This is a genomic window from Burkholderia diffusa (genome assembly GCF_902499115.1).
Classification (GTDB): domain Bacteria; phylum Pseudomonadota; class Gammaproteobacteria; order Burkholderiales; family Burkholderiaceae; genus Burkholderia; species Burkholderia diffusa.
The window spans coordinates 1-23,600 of the sequence record NZ_CABVPN010000038.1; the positions used below are offsets into that span (position 1 = coordinate 1).

The window sequence follows — 23,600 nt, forward strand, 5'->3', positions numbered from 1 at the left end:
GGCACGTCGGGCACCTCCGGTACGTCGGGCACCTCCGGCACGTCGGGCACTTCCGGCACGTCGGGCACCTCCGGTACCTCCGGCACGTCGGGCACGTCGGGCACGTCGGGCACGTCGGGCACCTCCGGCACCTCCGGCACCAACGTCACCCCGCTCGGCAACGTCCTCCAGCAAACCGGCACGCTCGTCACGGCACTCGGCACGACGGTCGCGAACGGCGGTTCGCAGATCGGCGGCGTGCAAGTTCCGGGCACGAACCCGACGACGGCCACCAGCATCGGCAACGCGGTCACCAGCCTTGGCAACGGCGTGCAGTCGCTCGGAAACGGCGTCGCGGCCGGCCTCGGCTCGATCGGCGTGTCGCCGAACCCGCTCGGCCCGACGCTCACGTCGACCACCGGTCTGCTGACCGGCGCCGGCAGCGCGGTCAACAATCTCGGCAACGCGGTGACGAGCCTCGGCACCGGCCCGCTGTCGCCGCTCGCGCCGGCCACGACCCTGGTCGGCAGCCTCGTCAACACGGTCGGCACGGCCGTCAACTCGACCGCATCGGCGCTGAACACGGCGCTGAACAGCGCGCCGGTCCAGCAACTCGAGACGCAGCTCGGCAGCGTGATCAACCCGATCACGAATACGCTGACCGGCGGCGTCACGACGCCTGGCGCGACGCAGACCCTCGGCGGTGTCACCCTGCTCGGCGCCCCGCTCAACGGCCTGCTGAGCACGCTCGGCAGCGGCCTCGGCCTCGCCGGTTCGCAGATCGGCAGCGCGACCGGCAACCCGGTCGGCACGAGCGCCGGCAACAGCGTGTCACAGCTCGGCAACACTGTGGCATCGGCCGGCGGCCTGTTGTCCGGCGGCAGCTCCAGCAGCGGCACCAATCCGCTCGCGCCGATCACCGGCCTGCTCGGTTCGCTGACGGGTGCGCTCGGCGGCGGCAGCAGCTCGAGCGGCTCGGGTGGCACCAGCGGCACCAGCGGCGGCCCGCTCGCGCCGATCACCGGCCTGCTCGGCTCGGTGACGGGCGCGCTCGGCGGCCTCGGTTCGAGCGGCACGGGCGGTACCAGCGGCACCAGCGGCACCAGCGGCTCGGGCGTCGGCGGCCTGCTCGCGCCGATCACCGGCCTCGTCAACTCGCTGACGCCGCTCGGCGCAAGCCTCACCGGCACGGTCACGACGCCGGGCGGCAGCCTGACCGGCAACCTCGGCGGTGCGTTGACGAACGGCCCGGTCGGCACGCTGACGGGTTCGCTGACCTCTGCAGCCGGCACGCTCGGCGCAGTCGGCACGGCCAGCCCGAGCGGCGCGGCGGGCACGGTGACGACGCCGTCCGGCAGCGGCACCGTCACGGCCGGCCTGACCGGCAGTTCGAACGGCGGCAGCACGGCTGGCGCGACCAACCTGCTGGCGCCGGTGACGAACCTGCTCGGCGGTCTGCTCGGCGGCACCACCCCCAAGAAGTAACGCTGCACGTATCAGAACCACAGGCCAATGGCCGGGCAGATACCAAACCAAAGCCCGGCCGATGGCCGGCGTCACCCGCCAAGCGGGGGCGCCGGCCGTCATCCCGACGAGGATCCGATCATGAACTCCACCATCGACGGCATCGCTGCGGTCCAGGACCGCCCGCCCCGTTCCGCCACGCCATTCCGCGCGGGCCTGCTCGGCATCGCGGCCGGCCTGTTCGCGCTGTGGACAACGCGCGACCAGCCGGGCCTCGACGCGGCCACCCGTGCGGTCATCGCGAGCCTCGCGATCATCGGCACGATCGCGCTGCACGAAATCTTCATCTCGCGCGTCTACCTGCGCCCGAGCGCGGGACTGTCGCGGCAGGCCGTGCGCCCGCTCGGGCTCGCCCGTGTCGCGACGCGGCTCGGCGCGCTGACGTCGATCTACGCAGGCATCGGTGTCATCTACTGGCTCCTGCCCGAATATCACGGCGCGTTCTACCTGCCGTTCTGGTCGCTGCTGCGCTCGCTCGCGCCGTACGTGATCGTCGCCGCGCCGTTCTACTTCGCGTGGATGGATCGCCACCAGCGCGAAACCGACGACGCGTACCTGCTGTGGGGCCGCTTCCTGTTCCGTCACGAGCAGCCCGCGAGCTGGCAGCCCGTGCGCGAGATGCTCGCCGGCTGGGGCGTGAAGGCGTTCTTCCTGCCGCTGATGACCGTCTACCTGTCGAAGGACGCCGATCACCTGAGCGCGTCGCTCGCGCACGCCGTGAACGCGCCGATGACGATCGCGACCTTCGTGTTCCTGTACGACCTGTCGTTCACGATGGACCTGATGTTCGGCACGGTCGGCTACCTGTGCACGTTCCGCATCCTCGACAGCCACGTGCGCACCGTGGAGCCGACCACGCTCGGCTGGGTCGCCGCGCTGATGTGCTACCAGCCGTTCTGGTCGCTGATCTCGAACAACTACATCCGCTACGAAGGTTCGCTGTTCTGGGACAACTGGCTGCTGTCCGCGCCGACGCTGCGCGTGATCTGGGGTGCGGTGATCATCCTGCTGCTGATGACCTATGCGCTATCGACGATCTCGTTCGGATTGCGGTTCTCGAACCTCACGAACCGCGGGATCATCACGTCGGGCCCGTACCGCTTCACGAAGCATCCGGCATACATCACGAAGAACCTGTCGTACTGGATGGTGTCGGTGCCGTTCGTCGAGCCGCTCGGCTGGCAGGTCGGGCTGATGCACTGCGCGGGGCTCGTCGCGGTCAACCTGATCTACTACACGCGGGCGAAGACGGAGGAGCGGCATTTGATGCGCGATCCTGACTATCGCGCGTATGCCGAGTGGATCGCGCAGCATGGGCTGTTCGCGCGGATCAGGCAGGCGTTCGGGGGGCGGCGGGCGGTGTGAGGCGGTCTCGCGATCATCGGTTCGATGAGCGCCTCGATCATGGAAGCCCGGCGGAACGCGTGCGAAAAAATGAGGCGATTTCGCACGTGTTCCTGAGCGGATACACCTGAAGCCGAACGGCGACGCGCAAGGTCAGGACCGCACCGAGGCCCCCCTTGCGACCAATTGTCGCGAAACACCCCGATTCCCCGCGTTTCGTCGCTTTTCTCCCGCAGTCCGGTTGCCCGCCCTGTGCCCGTCGCGTATGGTGCTGACCGTCTGCGCGCGGGCCATGCCCGCTGTCACCGTCTCCGCGGCACCGCCCTTCGGCGCCGCGCGTTCATGAGGAGAGAGGCGTGATCCACAAAGTCCTGATCCTGTTCGCACTCTGCATCGCGGGCCTCGCCGCGATCGCCGCCGGTTTCCAGCACATCCCCAGCTGATTCGCGGCCCCGGCTCGCTCGCCGAGCCCGGGGGCCGCTGCCATTTCCTTTCCCATTGCAATGAACCTCTTTCCCGATGCGCCCGGGACGGGCGCCTTTTGCCATGCGTATCGACGTACAGCATTCCCAGCACGACATCGACGATGAACTCGACACGCTCTACGCGCGTCTGCACCAGCCGGGCCATCGCCTGCACGGCCTGCCGGCCGTCGCGCTCGGCGACTCGGGCCTGGTCGTCCGCCACCGCGAGGCCGACGGCGAATACTTCCTTTACGTCGAGGATCCGTCGGCCCGGCAGCTCGCCGGCTACACGATCTTCAACCGGCTCCCCGAACTGCCGCGCCGCGCGGACCGCTACCTGCGCGCGCCGCATACGCGGCTGCGCGGGTCCGCGCAACGCAAGGGGCTCGCGACGACGCTGTATCGATGGGGGCTCGACGCGGGCCTGTGCCTGATCAGCGGCGCACGTCAGTCGATCGGCGCGGCGCAGTTGTGGACCGCGCTCGCGCACGACTACCGGCACGGCTTCGTCGACGTCGAAGGCCGCGCGCTGCGCTATCTCGGCGAAGCCGTCGCGGACGACGTGTACGGTGCGCTGCATACGCGCCGGCTGTTGCTCGGCAACGGATGGACACTTGGCGACCTGGCACGCGCAACCGGGATGATCGATACGCTCGCCGCGGCGTGTCAGGACGTGAAGTTTCCGCAGGAAGATCGTGAATGGCAGCACCTGCGCCGCGTCGCGAACGCGCGCCACGTCGCTCACGCACCGATGCGATAATCCGTCGGATCCGCGCGGCGTCGCCGCGCAAGCCACCATTCCCTACGCTCCTCGATGGCCACCGAACCCCGAGCCGATTCCGAGCGCCGCATCGACATCGTCGCGCTGTGCGGCAGCCTTCGCGCGCAGTCGTACAACGCGGCGCTGCTGGATGCAGCCGCACGCGTCGCGCCGCGCGGGATGCGCATCACGCGTTTCGATCGTCTCGGCGAGTTTCCGCTGTTCAATCCCGATACCGAATATCCATCGCCGGCCGCGGTGCGCGACCTGATCGAGCGGCTGAACGCCGCGGACGGCGTGCTGATCGCGAGCCCGGAATACGCGCACGGCATGACGAGCGTGATGAAGAACGCGCTGGACTGGGTCGTGGGATGCGAAGCCGTGGTGTACAAGCCGGTCGCGGTATTGAACGCGTCGCCGCGCGCGACGCATGCGGACGCGGCGCTGCGCGAAACGCTGTTCGTCATGTCGGCGCGCATCGTCGAGCGCGCGTCGATCACGCTGCCGATCCTCGGCAGCCAGCTCGACGCTGCGGGCATCGCCGCGCATCCGCCGTTCGCGTCGGCGCTGACCGACGCGTTGCATGCACTGCGCGCGGCGATCGACGCGCAGTCGCCGGGTCGCTAGGCGACGACCGACGTGGCTGAAAGCGTGTGTTATCGCGCCTTGGTGCGCGTGGTCTTCCTCGCGGGTTTCGCCGGCTTCGCGGCCTTCGCGCGCGGCGCTTCCTTCTCGAGCTGCGCGCCGCCGCCGGCGAGATCCTCGAGCCACGCCAGCGCATCGATGTACGACAGGAATTGCTGCAGGTATTCCGGCGACAACTCGCGCATCGTCGCGAGCGACCGATGCACGAGGCTGTTCGAATTGAGCGGTCCCGCGTTGCGCGGCACCTGGTCGAGCGACTGGCGATACTGCTGTTCGGTGCGGACCTTCGACCACATCGTGCGGAAGTAATCGATCAGCGCGGGATCGATCCCGCGCCTGTCGGCCTGCGCATCGCGCGCGAGCTGCTCGACGAGCCCGCCGAGCAGGCTGCGCGCGGGCGCCGGTGCGGTTGCTTGCGCCGTCCCGCTCGCGGCTGACGTTTCGCCGGCTCGCGAGACAATCTCCGCAAACGCTTCCAGCAGCGTCGCGAGCCGTGCATCGAGCAGGGCGCGCGCGTCGCCGTCGAGCGCGGCCGCGCGTCTCTCCAGCGCGTCGAGCCGATGAAAGCGCACCGGATCGAGCCGGTCGGCGCCCTGCTCGCGCCACGCGTCGAGCGTCGCGCGCACGTGCGTCGCGTCGTCCGTCACTTCGCCCGCCCTCCGTTCGATGCGGTCTTGCGCGGCACCGGCGCGATCTCCACGCGGCGGTTCTTCGCGCGGCCTTCATCGTCCGCATTCGAACTGACCGGCTGCTCGGAGCCGAACGCAGCCGCAAACACCGACGGCGCCGGCACGCCGGCGTCGATCAGTGCACGCGTGACCGTCAGCGCGCGCTTGGCCGACAGTTCCCAGTTGTCCGCGAACTGGCGGTTGCCGGCGCGCACCTGCTGGTCGTCGGCGAAGCCGCTGATCATCAGGATCTCGTCGCGCGTCTTCAGGTACGCGGCCAGCGGCGTGGCGAGCGTCTTCAGCAGATCGCGGCCCTCGGGCTGCAGCTGGTCGGAATTCAGCGCGAACAGCACGCTGCCGCTGATGCCGATCCGACCGTTCACGAGCGTCACGCGGCCGGCCGCGAGCGGCCCGGCGAGCGCTTCCTCGAGCGATTTGCGCTGCTGCGCCTCCTGCTGGCGCGCACGCACGGCTTCCTCGAGCTTCGACGTGAGCTGCAGCTGCATGCCGATCACGCCGACGAGGACGAGCACGAATGCGCCGAGCAGCACCGACATCAGGTCGGCGAACGCGGGCCACACCGGCGCGGACGGCGCGCCGTCGTCGATTTCGTCGTGCATGCGTTACGCTCCGACCGATGCCCGCCGACCGGCGATCTGCTGCAGGTCCTCGACGATCTGCTTCTGCGACATCATGCTCAGGTCGATCACCTCGCGCGCCTGCGCGACGTAATACTCGAGCTGCTCGTCGCTGCGCGCGAGCGATTTCTCGAGCGCGGCCTCGATGCGCTGCAGGTGGTTCAGCAGCTTGTCGTTCGATTCGCCGAACACCTGCACGGCCGCACCGAACGCATCGCCGAGGCTCGCGACCTCGACCGCCCCCGCCGTGACCTGTGCGGCCACCGAATCGAGCTTGCGCGTTTCGGCATCGACGGTGTCGTTGAAGCGCGCGCCGACGCGGTCGAGCAGGTCGGCCGACGTGCTGACGAGCGCGTCGATCGCGGTGCGCTGTTCGGTCGACGCGTGGTTGACCGCGCCGAGCAGCGTCTCGAGCGTCGCGAGCAGGCGGCTGCGCTCGTCGAGCATCGCGGTGTCGCGCACCATGCTGTCGGACAGGCGCTGGCGCAGTTCGGCGACGACGTCGGCCGCGGCCTTCGGCGCTTCCGACGCGGCCTGCACGAGGCGCGAAATTTCGTTGATCGTGTCGCTCGCGTGCACCTGCGCCTGGGCGGTGATGTCGTTCGCGGTGCGGGTCAGCGTGTCGCAGATGTCCTGCTGGCGCGCCGCGGCCTGTGCGCTCGTCTGCGCCCATTCGTCGCGCAGCGTGGCGGCCATCGCGGCCAGCGAGTCGTTCCATGCCGCCAGACGTGCTTCGTCGCGTGCGGCCAGCTGCGTTTGCAGGCTCGCGTGCGATTCGCGAATCGTCGACAGCAGGTCGGCCGAGCGTTGCTCGAACGTCGACGCTTGTGCCGTGAGATCGCGCGTCGTTTGTGCGAGCGCATCACAGATTTCCTGCTGGCGGCCTGCACTATGCACACCCGCACGCTGCCATTCGTCGCCGAGCTTCGCTGCCATCGCGGCCAGCGAATCGTTCCATGCCGCCAGACGCTCTTCGTCACGCGCGGCCAGTTGCGTTTGCAGGCCCGTGTGCGCTTCGCGAATCGTCGACAGCAGGTCGGTCGAGCGTTGTTCGAACGTCGACGCTTGTGCCGTGAGATCGCGCGTCGTTTGTGCGAGCGCATCACAGATTTCCTGCTGGCGGCCTGCGCTGTGCACGCCAGCACGCTGCCATTCGTCGCCGAGCTTCGCTGCCATCGCGACCAGCGAATCGTTCCATGCCGCCAGACGTTCTTCGTCACGCGCGGCCAGTTGCGTTTGCAGGCCCGTGTGCGATTCGCGAATCGTCGCGAGCAGGTCGGCCGAGCGTTGCTCGAACGTCGACGCTTGTGCCGTGAGATCGCGCGTCGTTTGCGCCAGCGCATCGCAGATTTCCTGCTGACGGCCCGCGCTGTGCACGCCCGCGCGCTGCCATTCGTCGCCGAGCTTCGCTGCCATCGCGGCCAGCGACGCATTCCACGCAGACAGGCGTTCCTCGTCGCGCGCGGCCAGTTGCGTTTGCAGCCCCGCATGCGACTCGCGCATCGCGGCGAGCGCCGCGCGCGAATGCCGCTCGAACGTCGCGGCGGCTTCGCCGAGCGCGTGCGCATGCTGGCCGGCCAGCGTCTCGCCGACCTGTTCCTGGCGCGCGAGCGCATCGCGCCACGCGTCGGACAGCCGGCTTTCGGTCGATTCGAGGCGCGTCGCGACGCCGTCGAGCAGGTCTGCCGAACGCTGCGCGAAGGTGTCGGTGAACTGGCCGAGCGTCGTCTGCAACTGCTGCGCGACTGCATCGCCCGCGCGGCGCTGCTCGTCGAGCGCGCGGTTCCAGACGGCCGTCACGTTCCCGGTGGTCTTCTCGAAACCGTCGGTCAGCCCGTCGAGCTGACGCTGCACCGCGCTCGTCACGGTGTCGCGCAGCGCGGCCATCTCCTGCGCAAGCCCCGTCATCGTCGCCGCGACGACCGGCTGCAGCGCGGCCCCGGCCACGCGCGCGCTCTCGGCGGCGCTTTCCTTCAGTGCGTCGCCGACGTTCGATGCCAGGCCGGCATACGCGCGCTCGGTCCGATCGAAGAACGTCTGCTGACTTTCGATCTGGCGATCGTGCAGCGCGACGCTGCGCGCCTCGAGCGTCGTCATCATCGTCTGCAACCGGTCGACCAGCGCCGGCATCACGTCGGCCTGGCGCTGCAGCAGCCGGAACGATTCGTCGCGCTGGTGCGCGGACGAATGCACGCGCAGCGTCGTCGCGATCTTCGCGTCGAGCTGCTGGCCCGCGTCGAGCCGTTCGCGGCGCACGAGCGCGGACAGCAGCCCGAGCATCGCGGACGTCGCGACACCCGCGATCGACGTGCCGAACGCGAAGCCGAGACCCTTCACCGGCGCGATCAGCGAAGCCCGGATCGCGTCGAGGTCGGTCGCGCTTTCGAGCGCGGCGCCCGTGCCCTTCAGCGTCACGGCCATCCCGAGCAGCGTGCCGAGCATGCCGAGCAGCACGAGCAGGCCGACCAGATACGGCGTGAGCGACGGGCCCGGCAGCGCGACGCGCGCACCTTCGACGCGTGCCCGCACGGCACCGCGCAGGCCCGGGGGCAGCGTATCGAGCCACGCGTCGAGCGTCGCCGGGGGTTCGGTCAGGCCGGCCACCGCGCGCGACAGCGTGGCGGTGGCCTGCCGGTAGCGCCGCAGTTCCCACGCACCGGCGACGTAGCATGCGCCGATCAGCAGGGTGACGGCCGTCGCGAGCGGGTTCGACGCGACATAGCCGATGCCGATCCAGCACACTGCGAGCAGACCGGCGATGAAGACAACGAGATCAAGACGAATTCTGGACATAGCGTAGGGATTAGCAGGTACGAAGGGCCGCGAGCAGCCCGTCTACCGTTTGAAACCGGACTTCGAGTTCGGCGAGCAGGATGCTTTGCATCTCGTTGCGGAACGTGTCGAGCCACGTGCCGGGCACGATCGCCGCGGCGGGCGGGGCGTCGCCCTCGGCATCGGCCGCCGCTTGCGCGTCGGCCAGTGCCTGCCGTTCCGCGTCGCGCAGCCGCTCGAAGCGCGTACCGAGCAGCGCGGGCACGGCGGACAGCAGGCTGCGCTCGCGCGCGCCGAGCACGCGCTCCATGATCGCGTCGAGCGTCGCGAGCCGCGCCATCCCGGACGAGCGCGCGGCGACCGCGACCCGCAAGCGGCCGCGCAACTGGCCGATCGCGGTCTCCATTTCCTGCTGGAGCGACAGACAGCTCTGGCGGAAATCCGCGAAGTCGGCCGTGTCGGCGGACGGCGGCGGCAACTCGCCGGGACGCCGCCGCGTGCGCGGGCGGAGGGCGGCCGTGATCGCCTGCGCGAGGTCGTGGCGCACGCGCGCGCAGTCACGCTCCGCGTCGTAACCACGCACGCCGGCCGCGACGCCTGGCGGGCTCGCATTCAGCGCGGACGACAGCGTGATCGCGTCGGTCCAGCCGAGCCACTGGCTCAGGCGGTCCGACAGCGTCAGCCGGGATTCCGCGACGTCGGCATCGGTCAGGCGCGCGAGCAGCCGGACGAGCGTCGGGCCGCTCAGTGCCGGGCGCGGGGGTGCTTGCACCATGCTGCAAACCGTCAAAAAAGGCAGCAGTTTACACGTCGTCGGGAGGTCGACCGCCAGAATCGCGGAAGCGGCTCGGCCCGGTACGCCGCGCAACCGGCGCGAACGCCCGCAGCACAAGGCTCGCGGGCCGATCGCCGGGGTTTCCCGGTGCGCCGGCGCGGCGCCGGCCACGCATCCGGACGCCTTCCGAAGCCCCAGGCGGGCGCCGGTTCACGCCAGACATCCTGTTCGCCCGCATACGATTCCGTCACGGACGTGCGGTACCATCGCGACACCCGCCGCGCGATTCGCACCCGATTCGCGCCCGATGCGGGCCCGCGCCGCCCTGCAGCCGGCGCGCGGGCCGCCCGCACCATGGATATCCGGCCGATATCCGCGGGACGCAGGCGGCGCCCCGGGAGACCGGCGCCGCCGCCCATGACAACGACTGATAACAGACGGGCCTGCCCGACCGCTCACGATGCTTTCCGACTTCGTCGCGCGCCTGCGCGAGCGCTTCAGCAAACCGCCTACCCGGCAGGACTTCGCCGACCGCCTGATCGCCGCGCTGCGCGCGACCGGCGACACGCGCGAGTGGCTTCACGAGGACGACAAGGGCCGTCTCGTGCAAGCGGATGTCCCGTCGAACATCATCAACCTGCACAACCTGTTCCGCGACTATGCGGACGCGAAGCCGGCCGAGCGCGAAGCGACGCTGCAGCGCCAGGCGAGCGCGATGATGCAGCACGAGATTCCGGCGAACTTCGCGGACGTCCGCGCACGGCTGCGCCCCGTGATCCGCAGCGCGACCGAGCGCGGCACGGTCGCGCTGCAGCTCGCCGGACAGCCCGCCGCGTCGGAAGTCGCGTTCCGGACGCTGTGCGAGAACCTCGAGATCGGCATCGCGTACGACGGCGAATTCAGCGTCGCGCGGCTGACGAGCGCGCGGCTCGCCGAATGGGGTGTCAGCTTCGACGACGCATGCGACATCGCGATCGACAACCTGCGCGGTGCGTCGTCGGCGCCGTGGGCCGCGTTGCGCGACGGCGTGTTCGTTTCGCAGTTCGGCGACTACTACGACGCGGCGCGGCTCTTGCTGACCGACTTGCTGCACCGCCAGCCGATCTCCGGCGCGCCGGTGGTGATGGCGCCGAACCGGGCCGTGCTGCTGCTCACCGGCGACCGCAACGCGGCCGGGCTCGCGACGATGGTCGAACTCGCGGAACAGGCGCGCGCGCAGCCGCGTCCCCTGCCGCCGCTGATGCTGCGCTGGGACGGCGCCGCGTGGCGGAATTTCGTCCCGGCAGGGCTGGAAGCGAAGCTGCACGCGCTGCGCGTGGACGAACTCGCGGGCGACTATCAGGATCAGCGGACGCTGCTGGACGATCTGCACAAGCGGGACGGCACCGACGTCTTCGTGGCGTCGTACACCGTGTACCGGCGGCAGAACGGCGAGCTGTTCAGCGTCGGCGTGTGGAGCGACGGCGTGCCGACGCTGCTGCCCGAGACGGACATCGTCGTGCTCTATCGTGAAGCGACGCGGCAGTCGGCCCACGTGCCGATGGCCGCGCTGCGGGACGCATGCGGCGACCTGATGACGGCCACCGCGCACCGGCCGGTGCGGTATGAAGTGACGGCGTTTCCGGATGACGCGCGGTTCGCGGCGCTGCTCGAACGATTTCCGGCGGTGTGACGCGCGCTTGGCGCGCGCAGGGCGCGGTGATTCGGGGCCGTGGCTGCGCCCGCCACGCCATGTGCCGGAATGAGCGGCCGTGGCGGCATGCCTGTCAGGAATGCAACGGCGGCGCGCCCCCCGGCGACACCGCCTGCCGTCAGATCCCCGCCTTCGGCGCGTTCAGGATCAGCCGCAGGCCGAGCAGCGTGATCGCGCCGGCCGCGACGCGGTCGACCCACTTCTTCGCGCGCAGGTAGAGTTCGCGCGGCCGGCGGGTCGAGAAGCACAGCGCGACGATCGTGTACCAGCCGAATTCGACGCCGAACACGAGCGGCGGCAGCGCCAGGTAGCACCAGAGCGGCGGATGCTGCGGCAACAGCGCCGCGAAGATGCTGCCGTACCAGATTGCCGTCTTCGGGTTGCTGAGCTGGGTCGTGAGGCCGATCCAGAACGACTTGCGCGCGCTGCCGGCGACGACGGCCTGCGCATCTTCCATCGCGATCGGCCTGTCGGCGCCGCGCCAGATCTTCGACGCCATGTAGATCAGGTAGGCGCCGCCCGCCAGCTTGAGTCCCACGTACAGCCATTCGACGGCCTGCAGCAGCGTGTAGAGCCCGGCCAGCGCGACGCCGCCGAACGCGATCCCGCCGACGCCCATGCCGAGCGCGGTCGCCAGCCCGTCGCGGCGCGACAGCCCGATCGAATTGCGGGCGACCAGCACGAAACTCGGGCCCGGAATCATCGCGCCAAGCCACAGCGCGGCCAGAATGGCGAGTACGGCAGCCGATGCAGTCATCGAAGTCTCCTTGATCAGCGACGCCGAAGCGCCGGCGCCTGCGTGTCGATTCCCGACGGTGAAGTCGACGATTCTGGCACGCTTCGCGGGCCGCCGGAAGCATCCGCGCACTGCTATGCTGGGTGCCGTTCCCGCCATCGCGCCACGCCCCCATGATCGAGATTCGCGCCGCCCGCTATCCCGACGATGCCGCCGTCGTGGAAGCGATATTCCGCGAGTACATCGCGAGCCCCACGGTCAGCCTCGCGTTCCAGGACTATGAGCCCGAACTCGCCGCGCTGCCGGGCAAATACGCGGCGCCGCGCGGGCAATTGCTGCTCGCGTGGCGCGCCGGGCGCGTGGTCGGCTGCGCGGCGTTTCGCGAAATCGACGCGACGACGTGCGAGATGAAGCGCGTATACGTGCGTCCCGAAGCGCGCGGGCTGAACGTCGGCCGCCAGCTCGTCGAGCGGCTGCGGTGCGACGCGAAGGCGGCCGGTTATGCGCGGATGTGTCTCGACGTGCTGCCGGAATTCGTCGCCGCAAGGCAACTGTATGGTTCGCTCGGCTTCACGCCGGCACCGCCCGTTGCGTTCAATCCGGTGCCCGGCACCGAGTTTCTCGGGCGGGATCTGTGATGGGCACGACCGCGCACCGAGCCCTCCTCGCGCTGCTCGCCGCGCTGTCGTCCGGCGCACGGGCCGACGGCCTGCCGCAATCCATCGCGACGCAACTGCCGTCCGGCTACCAACCGTTCGTCGCGCAGGCAGGGCCGGACCTCGGCGACGGAAGGCGCAGCTTTCTCGTCGTCGTGCATCGCGCGGCCGATTCGCGCGGGCAGCCGTCGCCCCGCCCGCTGCTGATCTTCGAGGAGCGGCCCGATCACGCGTACCGGCTCGCCGCGCGCAACGACCACGTGGTCCTGCGCGCGAACGAAGGCGGCCAGTGCGATCCGTTCGATCCCGAAGACGCCGCCGACAGCGGCCTCTCGGTGAAAGGCCGCTATTTCACCGTGCAGAACTTCGTCGCGTGCGGGCAGCACTGGAGCGACTACGTGACGTTTCGCTACGACCCGCGCACCCACGGCTGGCTGTTCTCCAGCGAGATCTACACCGAATCGTTTCCGCTCGACGACAAGCCCGACGAAGTCACCGTCATGCGCGCCGATGCGCACCGGCCGGTGACGTTCGGCCAATGGCGGCGCAAGGACTGAAAAACCGTGGGCGAACGAGGCTCCGCCGCTTGCATCGACGCAACTCGCCTCCCCCCGCCAACCGGTCTACCATAAGCGCTCGTCGCCGTTCGGGCGCGCGCCGACGCGGCATGCGTCTTGCGCGCCACCCTTCCCACGTTGAACCAGCGCAGGAGGACGTCATGACGCAACACTTCGACGCGATCGTCATCGGCACGGGCCAGGCCGGTCCACCGCTCGCCGCGCGGCTCGCGGGCGCCGGCATGAAAGTCGCGGTCGTCGAGCGCGGCCGCTTCGGCGGCACCTGCGTGAACACCGGCTGCATTCCGACCAAGACGCTGATCGCGAGCGCGTACGCGGCGCAGCTTGCGCGTCGTGCGGCCGAATACGGCGTGTCGGTCGGCACCGTCAGCGTCGACATGAAGGCCGTGAAGGCGCGCAAGGACCAGATTTCCGGCCGCTCGAACCACGGCGTCGAGCAATGGGTGCGGGGGCTCGACAACACCACCGTGTTTCAGGGTCATGCCCGATTCGAGCGGGCGAACGCGGTACGCGTCGGCGACGAAGTGCTCGAAGCCGGCCGCATCTTCATCAACGTCGGCGGGCGCGCGCAAATCCCGCCGATGCCGGGCCTCGACTCGGTGCCATACCTGACCAACTCGACGATGATGGACGTCGACTTCCTGCCCGAGCATCTCGTGATCGTCGGCGGCAGCTACGTCGGGCTCGAATTCGGTCAGATGTACCGCCGCTTCGGCGCGCAGGTCACGATCGTCGAGAAAGGGTCGCGCCTGATCCGTCGCGAGGACGAGGACGTCTCGCAGGCCGTGCACGAGATTCTCGCGAACGAAGGCATCGACGTGCAGCTCGATGCGAACTGCCTGACCGCGCGGCGCGACGGCGACGGCGTCGTGGTCGGCCTCGACTGCACGGGCGGCCGCCGCGAGGTCGCGGGCTCGCACCTGCTGCTCGCGGTCGGCCGCGTGCCGAACACCGACGATCTCGGGCTCGAGCAGGCAGGCGTCGCGGTCGACGCGCGCGGCTACATCACGGTCGACGACCAGCTGCGCACCAACGTGCCCGGCATCTGGGCGCTCGGCGACTGCAACGGGCGCGGCGCATTCACGCACACCGCGTACAACGACTACGAAATCGTCGCGGCCAACCTGCTCGACGACGATCCGCGCAAGGTGTCCGACCGCATCACCGCGTACGCGATGTACATCGACCCGCCGCTCGGCCGCGTCGGCATGACGCTAGCGGAAGCGAGGCAGACCGGCCGCCGGCTGCTGGTGGGCACGCGGCCGATGACGCGGGTCGGCCGCGCGGTCGAAAAAGGCGAGAGCCAGGGCTTCATGAAGGTGATCGTCGACGCGGACAACCACGCGATCCTGGGCGCGTCGATCCTCGGCGTGACGGGCGACGAAGTCGTGCACGGGTTGCTGGACGTGATGGCCGCCGGCGCACCGTATACGACGATCAGCCGCGCGATGCACATTCACCCGACCGTGTCGGAGCTCGTGCCGACGCTGCTGCAGGACCTGCATCCGGTCGAATGAGGCGCGACCGGCGGGCGCGCATCCGCTGCATCCCGCGCGTCCGGTTCGCGCTTGCGTTGCTTGCGTTGCTTGCGTTGCTTGCGTTGCTTGCGTTGCTTGCGTTGCTTGCGTTGCGTGCGTTGCGTGCGTTGCGTGCGTTGCGTACGTTGCGTGCGCTGCGTGCGCTGCGTGCGTTGCGCGCGTTGCGCGCGGCGCCCCGGCGTCGAACCGTGTGCGAAGAGGGTCGTTCGCGTTCGACGACATAGCCCAGGCCCGTCGGCGCATGGAAGCCGGCGCGCGGGTCGGCAGAATCGTCGTGACCGTCTGAACGTTGCGGCGCCGGGCGTGCCGGTCGGTAACGACGGCACGCCTCGCGCATTCGCGCATCAGGTCTCGAAGTACCGCGGCCGGTCGATGTCGGCCAGCAACCCCGGCTGCACCGGCGCCCAGTCGAGCGACGCCCGCGTGCGCTCGCTCGTTGCGGGCGCATCCATTCCAGCGAACATCGCGAACCAGCCGAAGTGCTCGCCGGCTTGCGCGGCCGATTTCGACACGACCGGCACGTTCAGCCGGCGGCCGATCACCTCCGCGATCTCGCGGAACGGCACGCCCGTATCGTCGACCGCGTGATAGCGCGCGCCGGGCGCGCCGCGTTCGACCGCGAGCCGGTACACGCGCGCCGCATCGAGCCGGTGCACGGCCGGCCAGCGGTTGCCGCCATCGCCGAGATACGCCGAGGCGCCCTTCTCCCTCGCGAACGCGATCAGGCGCGGCACGAAGCCATGATCGCCGTCGCCGTGCACGGACGGCGGCAGGCGCACGACCGACGCGCATACGCCGCGCGCGTCCAGCGCCGCCGCCGTCGCTTCCGACGCGCGCGGATAGGTCGCCGACACCGGCACATGTGGATCGTCCTCCGTCGCCGCGCGGCCGGGTGCGACGAGCGCGAGGCCCGACGTGACGACCAGCGGCCGCGCCGACCCCGCGAGCACCGCACCGATCGTCTCGATCGCGCGGCGGTCGAGCTCGCAGTTTTCCGCGAAGCGCGAGAAGTCGTGATTGAATCCCGTGTGGATCACCGCGTCGACGGCCTCGGCACCGCGCGTCAGGCTGTCGAGATCCTCCAGCGACCCGCGATGGACATCGGCGCCCGCGGCCGCGACCGCCGCGGCGGCCGCGTCGGACCGCGCGAGACCGAGCACCGCATGCCCGGCGGCCACGAGTTCGGCAACGACCGCGGAGCCGACGAAGCCCGACGCTCCCGTAACAAAGACACGCATTTCGACACCTCCGAATGAACGAGAGGCTTACTATCTGTCGACCGTCGCGCGCGGTGAAGACGTGACGGTTTACCGGTAAACGAACTAACAGGCTATGGCTGACGCATCCGACAACCTGCTCGGCGCGTACCTTCGGGACCGCCGCGAGAAACTCGATCCGGCCGCGCTCGGGCTGCCCGTCGCGCGCCGCCGCACGCCGGGCCTGCGGCGCGAGGAAGTCGCGCAGCGCGCGCACGTGAGCGCCGCGTGGTACACGTGGCTCGAACAGGGCCGCGGCGGCGCGCCGTCGGCCGACGTGCTCGACCGGCTCGCCCGCGCGCTGCTGCTCAACGACGCCGAACGCGAGCATCTGTTCCTGATCGGCCTCGGCCATCCGCCCGAGGTGCGGTATCACGCGAGCAGCGATGTCACGCCGCGCCTGCAGCACGTGCTCGATTCGCTCGACGCCAGCCCCGCGATCGTGCGCACGGCGACGTGGGACGTCGTCGCGTGGAACGACGCGGCCGCCGCGACGCTGACCGACTATGCGACGCTGCTGCCGCCCGCGCGCAACATCCTGCGGCTGATCTTCGTCGATGCCGGGGTGCGCTACGCGCAGCAGAACTGGGAACGCGTCGCGCGGTTCGCGGTGGGCGCGTTTCGCGCCGACATCGCGCGCGGCGGGGCGACGCAGGCCGTGCAGACGTTCGTCGACGAGATGCGCGCGACGAGCGCCGAGTTCGACGCGATGTGGCGCGACCACGACATTCATTCGCATGACGAAGGGACGAAGGAGATTCGTCACCCGCGAGCCGGCCGGATCGCGCTCGAATACTCGGCGTTCTCGGTGACCGGCCGCCCGGACCTGAGTCTCGTGATCTTCACGCCGGCGACGCCGGCCGATCGTGCGCGCATCCGGACACTCGTCGCCGCGCGTGAAAAGGCCCGCGAACGGGACGACGGACCGCACGTGCCGGCCGCCTAGCGTGTCGAATCTGCGCCCGGAGCCGCTCCCGGATTCGCACCCGGCGCCGCGCCCGAAACGGCCACGCCGCCCGCCCCGACGGCGTCGCCCATCGGGCCCCGTCACGCCGCGCCCCGCCATCACATTCCGCACTGACACCCAGTCGAATATTTAATTTTCACCTGGGTAAGCACGCCTTTACCCTTTCGGCATCGCATCACAAGGCCACTGGCCCCTGGAGCATTCCGATGACCGACCCCGGCACCGCACACGCCGTTTCCCGCCCGCACGCGGCCTCCGTATCCTGCGGCGCACTCGCGTTGCTGGTGCTCGCCGGCCTCAACCTGCGTCCGTTCCTGACCGCATTCGGCCCCGTGCTCGACATCGTGCGTGCCGACACCGGCCTCGGTTTCCGCGCGGCCGCGCTGCTGACCACGCTGCCGTTCGTGCTGATGGGCGTCGTCGCCGGCGTCGGCGTCGGGCTTGCACGACACGTCGGCGAGCAGCGCGCGCTCGCCACCGCGCTGGCGCTGATCGCCGCGGGCTGCATCGCGCGGCTGTGGACCGGAAACAGCACCGGGCTGGTCGTCACGGCGGTCGTCGCGGGCGCGGGTGTCGCGGTGATCCAGTCGCTCGCGCCGGGCCTCGCCAAGCGCTGGTTCGCCGACCGGCTGCCGCTCGCGATGGGGCTCTATTCGGCGGCGCTCGTCGGCGGCGGCGCATTCGGCGCGGTCGCGAGCCCGTGGCTCGCCGCGCACGGCGGCTGGCATCTGTCGCTCGCCGTCTGGGCCGTGCCCGCGCTCGTGACGCTCGCGCTGTGGCGCGCGAAGGCGCCGCGCGACGCGGTGCATGCCGCGACGGTATCGGCGCCCGTCACCGCGTTCGCCCGGATTCCGCGCGCATGGCAACTCGCGCTGTTCTTCGGCCTCAGCAACAGCGGCTACGCAAGCCTCGTCGCGTGGCTGCCCGCGTTCTATCACAGCGTCGGCATGAGCTCGCAGGCGAGCGGCAACCTGCTCGCTTGGATGGCGCTGTTCCAGGCGGCCGGCGCGCTCGCGATGCCGCTGCTCGCGAAACGCTCGCACGATCGCCGCCCCGTGCTGTGGCTCACGCTCGCGTTGCAGGCGGTCGGCTTCGTCGGCTTCGCGACGGTGCCCGCGCTCGCGCCGTGGCTGTCGGTCGCGAGCGTCGGCGTCGGGCTCGGCGGATTCTTCTCGATGAGCCTGATCGTCACGCTCGACCACTTGCCCGATGCGCGGCTCGCGGGCGCGCTCGCCGCGTTCGTGCAGGGCATCGGCTTCCTGATCGTCGCCGCGAGCCCCTGGCTGATCGGCTGGCTGCGCGACGCGGGCGGCGGCTTCGCGATCGCGTGGTGGCTGCATGTCGGCGTGATCGCGTTGATGGCCGCGTTGAACGCCGCGTTCTCTCCCGACGGCTACCGGCGCAGCATGGCGCGCATCGCCAGCGCGGCGCACTGACACCGAACCACCGGATTCCCCGATCCGGACGATCGCCGGCATCCGCCGGCGCTCGTCCAGCCGCCCGCGCATGGCCGGGCGCGGGCCGTCACGCCCACCGGCCGCACATTCGCTTCACCGCACACCACAACAATCGATCATGGAGACAATCATGAAAAAGCTCGTCATCGCCGTCGCGCTTGGGCTGACGGCAGGCGCCGTCGCCGCGAAAGACCCGGCCGTCCTTCGCCTCGGCGTCGATCCCAGCTACGCGCCGTTCGAATCGCTCGCACCGGACGGCAAGCTCGTCGGCTTCGACATCGATCTCGGCAACGCGATCTGCGAACGCATGAAGGTGCGCTGCGTGTGGGTCGAAAACGCCTTCGACGGGATGATCCCCGCGCTGAAGGCGCGCAAGTTCGACGGCGTGCTGTCGTCGATGAGCGTGACCGAGAAACGCCTCACGCAGATCGCGTTCACCGACAAGATCAACAACGTGCCGCCGCGCCTCGTCGCGCGACGCGGCTCGAACCTGCAACCGACGGCCGGGTCGCTGGCCGGCAAGAGCGTCGGCGTCGAGCAGGGGTCGACGCAGGAAACCTATGCGCGCACGTACTGGGAACCGAAGGGCGTAATCGTGCGCACGTACCAGACGCAGGATCTCGTCTATCAGGATTTGATTGCGGGCCGCCTCGACGCGTCGCTGCAATCGTCGGTGCAGGCTGATCTCGGCTTCCTGAAGACGGCGAAGGGAGCGAACTTCGAATTCGCGGGGCCGCCATTGCACGATCCGAAGACGCTCGGCGTCGGCTCCGCGATCGGCGTGCGCAAGGATGACGACGCGCTGCGCACGCAGATCAACCAGGCGCTCGCGAGCCTGATTCAGGACGGCACGTATCAGCGAATCGCGAAGAAGTATTTCTCGTTCGATATCTACAACTGACGGACGCGAGCGGCTGCGGCCGCCCGCCGATGCGAAGGGCGTCGCGCGCGAGCGCGATGCCCCGTTCCTGCTTTCGGCAACCCGTTCACCACGTTCTTTTTGACGGGCGGCCTGTGCATTTGCGCAGCTCGATCGTTTGACGACCACCGCGCGATCGACATGTGGCGCGAACGATGCCCCGCGATGACCGCAACGGACGACGGCGAACGCACGACGGCCATGCCCGGCGCCTCCCGCCCGCTCGCGATCGCCAGCGGCGAGTGCGCGTCGCTTCGCGGCGGCGATGCGTGCCTCGGCCGTCGGCACGCCGTTCACCACGGCAACGTATCCGCCCTCCACCGCCGCCCTTCTGTCGCATTCGTCCAGATTCGCGTCGCGTGCAGATAAAACCTCCGCGCCGCGCCTGCCGTTAACCCGTTCGCAACCCTCGCGCCCCGCATTGCGACGCGGCGCGCCGTCGTCGTTCGTGATCCGGAATCCACATCCGCCGTCGGCCGCCCGTCGGGCCGCCGGCAAGGGAACGTCATGCGAAAACTCACCATCCGCGGCGGGCTCGTCGCGACCATCGCCGGCTATACGGCGCTGCTCGTGCTGGTCGTCGGCGCGTGCATCGCCGCCCTCTACGCGGGCAACGGCTCGCTCGAAGCGATGTACCGCGACGACACCGCGTCGCTGCTGCACCTGAAAACCAGCTCGGAGCGCATGCTCGTGCTGCGCGAACGCGTGAGCGACGTCGCGCAGATCATCAGCGCCGGCCAGCCCGCGAAGGCGGAAATCGCGCAACTGCACACGCTCCTCAAGCAGAGCGACGACGAACTGGACGCGTACACGCGCCTGCACACGCGCGACGCCGACGAGCAAGCGCTGTTCGACACACTGCGCAATCGCCGTCGCACGCTGCTCGACCAGGTGTTCCTGAAGGCGATGTCGCAACTCGATCACGACAACGCATTCGACTTCCTCGACACGCACCGCACCGCGCCGCCGGCACTCTTCACCGCCTACCAGGAAGCGATCGACGCGCTCGAATCGTTCCAGGTCGCCCGCCAGAAGGCGCGCTACGATGCAGCCGGCGAGCGCTTCCACCGGATCGTGTGGGCCATGGTGGCGGTCGCCCTGTTCGCGCTGATCGTCGGCTTCCTGGCGCAGCGCGTGCTCGCGACGGCGATCATCGCGCCGATCCATCTCGCCGTCGCGCATTTCGACAGGATTTCGAAAGGCGACCTGACCGGCACGGTCGTCATTCCCGGCGAAAACGAAATGGCGTATTTGCTGAATGCATTGAAGCGGATGCAGGACGGCCTCGTCGAAACCGTGAATCAGGTGCGCTCGAGCACGGAGACGATCGTCGGCGACGTCCGCACGATCGCGAGCGGCAACGTCGACCTGTCCGCGCGCACGGAGCAGCAGGCCGTGTCGCTGCAGCAGGCGGCGGCGAGCGTGGAACAGCTGACGGCGACCGTCCGGCAGAACGCGGACAACGCGCGCGATGCGCGCACTTACGCGCAAGGCGCGGCCGGCATCGCATCGAAAGGCGGCGACGCGATGCAGCGCGTCGTCGAAACGATGTCGGCGATCTCGCACAGCTCCACGCGGATCTCCGGCATCGTCGGCGTGATCGAAAGCATCGCATTCCAGACGAACATCCTTGCGTTGAATGCCGCGGTCGAAGCGGCACGCGCGGGCGAACAGGGGCGTGGCTTCGCCGTGGTGGCAACCGAGGTGCGCGGGCTCGCGCAGCGCTGCGCGTCGGCGGCGAAGGAGATTCGCGAACTCATCGGCCACTCGGCGCAGCGCGTCGAAGACGGCAGCGGCCTCGTCGCACTCGCCGGCTCGGCGATGAACGAACTCGTCGCCGCGGTCGAGCGCGTGAATGCGATCATGGGCGAAACGAGCATCGCATTCGACGAGCAATCCGCCGGCATCGAGCAGGTGAATGCCGCGGTCATCCAGATGGAGCAGACCATGCAGCGCAATGCCGCGCTGGTGGAAGAAGCAGCCGCCGCGGCGCTGTCGCTCGAGGATCAGAGCGCACGACTGAGCGATGCCGTCGCGCAATTCCGTCTTCGAGATGTGGCGGCGGCGGCGTGATGTGACCGGTCCGACCGGTGTCGGGCCTGCCGGCACGGCACGACACCCGAGCCGCGGCCCGGTGTCGTTGCCGGCAAAATGTGGATCGCCCGGCGGGCCGCTCGCGCCTAGGCCGCCCGTGCCAGCAGGTCCATCGCGAAGGACTTCGCGTGCGCGACGGCCTCCTGCGCGTCGGGGAATACGCCGAGCTGCTCCCAGCGCTCTTCGGCCGCGTAGGTTCCTTTCACGGCGAGCGCCCGCTGAACGCGCAACTGGGCTGCGAACCCGCCGTCCTCCAGGGGGCGCGCCGTCGCGACGACCTTGTGCGGGGGACTGGCTCTCTCCGGCTGATGCCACTCGACAGGACCGTCCGGCACGCCGGCAATCGTCAACTCGTTCCTGGCCTTGCAGTCCGGGCAGTAGAAACACCACCCCGCTTCTTCGCGACTGGGCTTGACCTGACCGCGAGCCAGCACGGCGCGGCATTCAACGTTTTCGCAGATGAACGGCATAGCAGTCTCCGGAGTTGTTTGACGGAAATCCTAGCATGTCCGTCGGCGGCGAAACCAGAAAAAAACCCGGCCCGAACCGGGCCGGCCTCGCCGTCATTGCACCGCGCAAACCACTGCCGCCACGGCGGCGTTCAGTAGCGACTGCGCCCCCACAGCGTCTTCGGCTCGTCGAGCAGGTGCCGCAACCCGCTGCGCGCGATCATCGTCTCCGCGACCGTCGTCACGCGCTCGAGAATCTCGTTCTCGTCGACCGACAACACACGGCGATCGTCCATCAGCACGCGTCCTCCGACCATCGTCATGCACACGTCGGCCGCGTTCGCGAAACACGTCACGCGATACACGGGCATGTTCATCGGCATCATGTGCGGGCGGAACAGATCGACGAGGATGACGTCGGCGAGTTTGCCGGCTTCGAGCGAACCGATTTCGCGATCGAGCGACAGCGCCTTCGCCGCGTCGATCGTCACCATCTCCAGCACCTTGCCGTGCGGCAGCACGTCCGGGTCGCGGAAGTGGCGGCGATGGTAGTGCATGCACTGCCACATGTGTCGGAACATGTCGTAACCGCGATCTGGCGCCGCGCCGTCCGACGCGATCGCGACGGTCACGCCCGCATCGATCAGCTCGGGCACCGGGCAGCGGCCGATGATCGACATGATCGCGCTCGGATTGTGGACGATCGCGGTGCCGGTTTCCACGCACGCCGCGATGTCGTCGTCGGTCAGGTCGATGCTGTGCGACATGAACGCCGTCGGACCGAGCAGCCCGAGTTCGCGATGCGCGAACGCGAGCGTGCCCGCGCGATGCCCGTCCTGCGTGAACGTCAGGCCGCGTGCGCGCGCCAGCGCGCCGTAGCGCGCCGCCTGGTCGCGGAAGTCGCGCTCGTACCGCGCGACTTCGGGGTCGTGCTCGGGACCGTACACCGGCAGCGTGAGCGCGATCCGGATCCGGCCGCCGGCATCGCCATGGCATGCGTCGACGATGCGCTCGCACACGTCGTACATCGTGTCGAAATCGACGTCGCGCGTCTCGCTGCCGTCAGGCCCGTGGCGCGTGTACGCGCGCGGCGCGGGTGGGCGCGACGGGCCAACCGCCACGATCGAGCGCGTGCCGGTACGCACGACCGCATCGCAATGGCGCCGCGCGTAGACGGGATCGTCGACGCGCATGATCGAGTTGCCGCCGCCGAGCAGCGACACGCCCGTCGTCACGCCGGCCTTCAGCCGTTCGAGCGCCGCGAGGTGTGATTCGGTTTCCCAGAACGCCTCGTCCGACGCGCGCGTATAGATCGTCTCGGCCGCGGCCGACCACGCGTCGCCGTCCGCGCCGCCGATCGTGCGCAGCATCGCGTGGCCGGCGTGCGCATGCGAATCGATCAGGCCCGGCAGCACGGCCTTGCGGCGCGCGTCGATCGTGCGCGCGGCACGGAAACGCGCCTGCAACCCGGTGGTGTCGCCAACGGCGACGATGCGATCGCCCTTCACGGCAACCGCGCCGTTCTCGATCACGCGCCGCTGCGGGTCCATCGTGATCACGCAGCCGTTCGCGATCAGCGTATCGATTGCTTCGCGCCGGTCGTCGGCTTTGTCCTCGGTCGTCATCGCCTGGTGTCCTGTTGGAATGCGAAATGGTTAGGGGGCCGCCGAACGGAAAAACCGCCGGGC

The 23,600-nt window shown here is 69.7% G+C and carries 20 protein-coding genes; 12 read left to right on the forward strand and 8 right to left on the reverse strand.

The window, feature by feature from the left end:
• The 4 genes from BTE28158_RS29510 to BTE28158_RS29525 form a co-directional block, all read left to right on the forward strand.
• A partial coding sequence (locus BTE28158_RS29510; RefSeq protein ID WP_254597375.1) for a collagen-like triple helix repeat-containing protein occupies window positions 1–1,464 on the forward strand: 1,464 nt, incomplete at its 5' end.
• A 120-nt stretch (window positions 1,465–1,584) separates the two neighbouring features.
• The gene (locus BTE28158_RS29515) at window positions 1,585–2,868 is read left to right on the forward strand and encodes an isoprenylcysteine carboxylmethyltransferase family protein (protein ID WP_124620919.1); all 1,284 of its coding nucleotides are present in this window, start codon (window positions 1,585–1,587) and stop codon (window positions 2,866–2,868) included.
• A gap of 525 nt (window positions 2,869–3,393) precedes the next feature.
• Complete coding sequence (locus BTE28158_RS29520; RefSeq protein WP_174920232.1) at window positions 3,394–4,071, forward strand: histone acetyltransferase; 678 nt, start codon at window positions 3,394–3,396, stop codon at window positions 4,069–4,071.
• Between the two features lie 54 nt (window positions 4,072–4,125).
• The gene (locus tag BTE28158_RS29525) at window positions 4,126–4,698 is read left to right on the forward strand and encodes an NADPH-dependent FMN reductase (RefSeq protein ID WP_151048402.1); all 573 of its coding nucleotides are present in this window, start codon (window positions 4,126–4,128) and stop codon (window positions 4,696–4,698) included.
• A 29-nt stretch (window positions 4,699–4,727) separates the two neighbouring features.
• Here the strand turns inward: BTE28158_RS29525 and BTE28158_RS29530 are convergent, their stop codons facing one another.
• From BTE28158_RS29530 to BTE28158_RS29545, 4 genes are read right to left on the reverse strand one after another with little or no spacing between them, the layout of a single operon-like run.
• Complete coding sequence (locus BTE28158_RS29530) at window positions 4,728–5,363, reverse strand: DUF2894 domain-containing protein (protein ID WP_151048401.1); 636 nt, start codon at window positions 5,361–5,363, stop codon at window positions 4,728–4,730.
• The gene (locus BTE28158_RS29535) at window positions 5,360–6,004 is read right to left on the reverse strand and encodes an OmpA family protein (RefSeq protein ID WP_059601358.1); all 645 of its coding nucleotides are present in this window, start codon (window positions 6,002–6,004) and stop codon (window positions 5,360–5,362) included. The genes BTE28158_RS29530 and BTE28158_RS29535 overlap by 4 nt, the downstream gene beginning before the upstream one ends.
• Before the next feature lie 3 nt (window positions 6,005–6,007).
• The gene (locus BTE28158_RS29540; protein ID WP_151048400.1) at window positions 6,008–8,815 is read right to left on the reverse strand and encodes a DUF802 domain-containing protein; all 2,808 of its coding nucleotides are present in this window, start codon (window positions 8,813–8,815) and stop codon (window positions 6,008–6,010) included.
• A 10-nt stretch (window positions 8,816–8,825) separates the two neighbouring features.
• The gene (locus tag BTE28158_RS29545; RefSeq protein ID WP_124620909.1) at window positions 8,826–9,569 is read right to left on the reverse strand and encodes a DUF3348 domain-containing protein; all 744 of its coding nucleotides are present in this window, start codon (window positions 9,567–9,569) and stop codon (window positions 8,826–8,828) included.
• Window positions 9,570–10,029: 460 nt separating this feature from the next.
• On the opposite strand from BTE28158_RS29545, the gene BTE28158_RS29550 reads away from it, so the two are divergent.
• Window positions 10,030–11,241, forward strand: coding sequence for a DUF1444 domain-containing protein (locus tag BTE28158_RS29550; RefSeq protein ID WP_124620907.1), 1,212 nt, complete (start codon window positions 10,030–10,032; stop codon window positions 11,239–11,241).
• Window positions 11,242–11,380: 139 nt separating this feature from the next.
• On the opposite strand, the gene BTE28158_RS29555 is transcribed toward BTE28158_RS29550, so the two are convergent.
• Window positions 11,381–12,019 carry a LysE family translocator gene (locus BTE28158_RS29555; protein WP_059601350.1) on the reverse strand — a complete coding sequence of 213 codons (639 nt, stop codon included), beginning with the start codon at window positions 12,017–12,019 and terminating at the stop codon, window positions 11,381–11,383.
• 152 nt (window positions 12,020–12,171) lie between these two features.
• On the opposite strand from BTE28158_RS29555, the gene BTE28158_RS29560 reads away from it, so the two are divergent.
• From BTE28158_RS29560 to BTE28158_RS29570, 3 genes are all read left to right on the forward strand, one after another.
• Complete coding sequence (locus tag BTE28158_RS29560) at window positions 12,172–12,636, forward strand: GNAT family N-acetyltransferase (protein WP_151051912.1); 465 nt, start codon at window positions 12,172–12,174, stop codon at window positions 12,634–12,636.
• Window positions 12,636–13,211, forward strand: coding sequence for a hypothetical protein (locus BTE28158_RS29565; RefSeq protein WP_124620903.1), 576 nt, complete (start codon window positions 12,636–12,638; stop codon window positions 13,209–13,211). The genes BTE28158_RS29560 and BTE28158_RS29565 overlap by 1 nt, the downstream gene beginning before the upstream one ends.
• Before the next feature lie 161 nt (window positions 13,212–13,372).
• A complete protein-coding gene (locus BTE28158_RS29570) occupies window positions 13,373–14,749 on the forward strand; it encodes an FAD-containing oxidoreductase (protein ID WP_151051913.1) in 1,377 nt (458 codons plus the stop codon).
• A 365-nt stretch (window positions 14,750–15,114) separates the two neighbouring features.
• On the opposite strand, the gene BTE28158_RS29575 is transcribed toward BTE28158_RS29570, so the two are convergent.
• Window positions 15,115–16,008, reverse strand: coding sequence for an SDR family oxidoreductase (locus tag BTE28158_RS29575; protein ID WP_151051915.1), 894 nt, complete (start codon window positions 16,006–16,008; stop codon window positions 15,115–15,117).
• Window positions 16,009–16,102: 94 nt separating this feature from the next.
• Between BTE28158_RS29575 and BTE28158_RS29580 the strand changes: the two genes are divergently transcribed.
• The 4 genes from BTE28158_RS29580 to BTE28158_RS29595 all read left to right on the forward strand — a co-directional run bounded on the left by BTE28158_RS29580 (window position 16,103) and on the right by BTE28158_RS29595 (window position 21,442).
• Window positions 16,103–16,972, forward strand: coding sequence for a helix-turn-helix transcriptional regulator (locus BTE28158_RS29580; protein ID WP_151051917.1), 870 nt, complete (start codon window positions 16,103–16,105; stop codon window positions 16,970–16,972).
• Between the two features lie 227 nt (window positions 16,973–17,199).
• Window positions 17,200–18,429 (forward strand): cyanate transporter, encoded by a 1,230-nt coding sequence (locus tag BTE28158_RS29585; RefSeq protein WP_174920235.1) that lies wholly within the window; start codon window positions 17,200–17,202, stop codon window positions 18,427–18,429.
• 151 nt (window positions 18,430–18,580) lie between these two features.
• Window positions 18,581–19,351, forward strand: a complete 771-nt coding sequence (locus tag BTE28158_RS29590; protein WP_151050484.1) for an ABC transporter substrate-binding protein — start codon at window positions 18,581–18,583, stop codon at window positions 19,349–19,351.
• A 525-nt stretch (window positions 19,352–19,876) separates the two neighbouring features.
• Window positions 19,877–21,442 (forward strand): methyl-accepting chemotaxis protein, encoded by a 1,566-nt coding sequence (locus BTE28158_RS29595; protein WP_151050486.1) that lies wholly within the window; start codon window positions 19,877–19,879, stop codon window positions 21,440–21,442.
• 107 nt (window positions 21,443–21,549) lie between these two features.
• On the opposite strand, the gene BTE28158_RS29600 is transcribed toward BTE28158_RS29595, so the two are convergent.
• Window positions 21,550–21,933, reverse strand: a complete 384-nt coding sequence (locus BTE28158_RS29600) for a hypothetical protein (RefSeq protein WP_124620888.1) — start codon at window positions 21,931–21,933, stop codon at window positions 21,550–21,552.
• Window positions 21,934–22,064: 131 nt separating this feature from the next.
• Window positions 22,065–23,537: an amidohydrolase family protein gene (locus BTE28158_RS29605; RefSeq protein ID WP_151050489.1), complete on the reverse strand. Its 1,473-nt coding sequence runs from the start codon at window positions 23,535–23,537 to the stop codon at window positions 22,065–22,067.
• Window positions 23,538–23,600 lie beyond the last annotated feature (63 nt).

Coding starts and splice junctions, on each gene's coding strand:
- BTE28158_RS29515 (WP_124620919.1), top strand. CDS start 1,585: ATGAACTCCACCATCGACGGCATCGCTGCGGTCCAGGACCGCCCGCCC.
- BTE28158_RS29520 (WP_174920232.1), top strand. CDS start 3,394: ATGCGTATCGACGTACAGCATTCCCAGCACGACATCGACGATGAACTC.
- BTE28158_RS29525 (WP_151048402.1), top strand. CDS start 4,126: ATGGCCACCGAACCCCGAGCCGATTCCGAGCGCCGCATCGACATCGTC.
- BTE28158_RS29535 (WP_059601358.1), bottom strand. CDS start 6,004: ATGCACGACGAAATCGACGACGGCGCGCCGTCCGCGCCGGTGTGGCCC.
- BTE28158_RS29540 (WP_151048400.1), bottom strand. CDS start 8,815: ATGTCCAGAATTCGTCTTGATCTCGTTGTCTTCATCGCCGGTCTGCTC.
- BTE28158_RS29545 (WP_124620909.1), bottom strand. CDS start 9,569: ATGGTGCAAGCACCCCCGCGCCCGGCACTGAGCGGCCCGACGCTCGTC.
- BTE28158_RS29550 (WP_124620907.1), top strand. CDS start 10,030: ATGCTTTCCGACTTCGTCGCGCGCCTGCGCGAGCGCTTCAGCAAACCG.
- BTE28158_RS29555 (WP_059601350.1), bottom strand. CDS start 12,019: ATGACTGCATCGGCTGCCGTACTCGCCATTCTGGCCGCGCTGTGGCTT.
- BTE28158_RS29560 (WP_151051912.1), top strand. CDS start 12,172: ATGATCGAGATTCGCGCCGCCCGCTATCCCGACGATGCCGCCGTCGTG.
- BTE28158_RS29565 (WP_124620903.1), top strand. CDS start 12,636: ATGGGCACGACCGCGCACCGAGCCCTCCTCGCGCTGCTCGCCGCGCTG.
- BTE28158_RS29570 (WP_151051913.1), top strand. CDS start 13,373: ATGACGCAACACTTCGACGCGATCGTCATCGGCACGGGCCAGGCCGGT.
- BTE28158_RS29575 (WP_151051915.1), bottom strand. CDS start 16,008: ATGCGTGTCTTTGTTACGGGAGCGTCGGGCTTCGTCGGCTCCGCGGTC.
- BTE28158_RS29580 (WP_151051917.1), top strand. CDS start 16,103: ATGGCTGACGCATCCGACAACCTGCTCGGCGCGTACCTTCGGGACCGC.
- BTE28158_RS29585 (WP_174920235.1), top strand. CDS start 17,200: ATGACCGACCCCGGCACCGCACACGCCGTTTCCCGCCCGCACGCGGCC.
- BTE28158_RS29590 (WP_151050484.1), top strand. CDS start 18,581: ATGAAAAAGCTCGTCATCGCCGTCGCGCTTGGGCTGACGGCAGGCGCC.
- BTE28158_RS29595 (WP_151050486.1), top strand. CDS start 19,877: ATGCGAAAACTCACCATCCGCGGCGGGCTCGTCGCGACCATCGCCGGC.
- BTE28158_RS29600 (WP_124620888.1), bottom strand. CDS start 21,933: ATGCCGTTCATCTGCGAAAACGTTGAATGCCGCGCCGTGCTGGCTCGC.
- BTE28158_RS29605 (WP_151050489.1), bottom strand. CDS start 23,537: ATGACGACCGAGGACAAAGCCGACGACCGGCGCGAAGCAATCGATACG.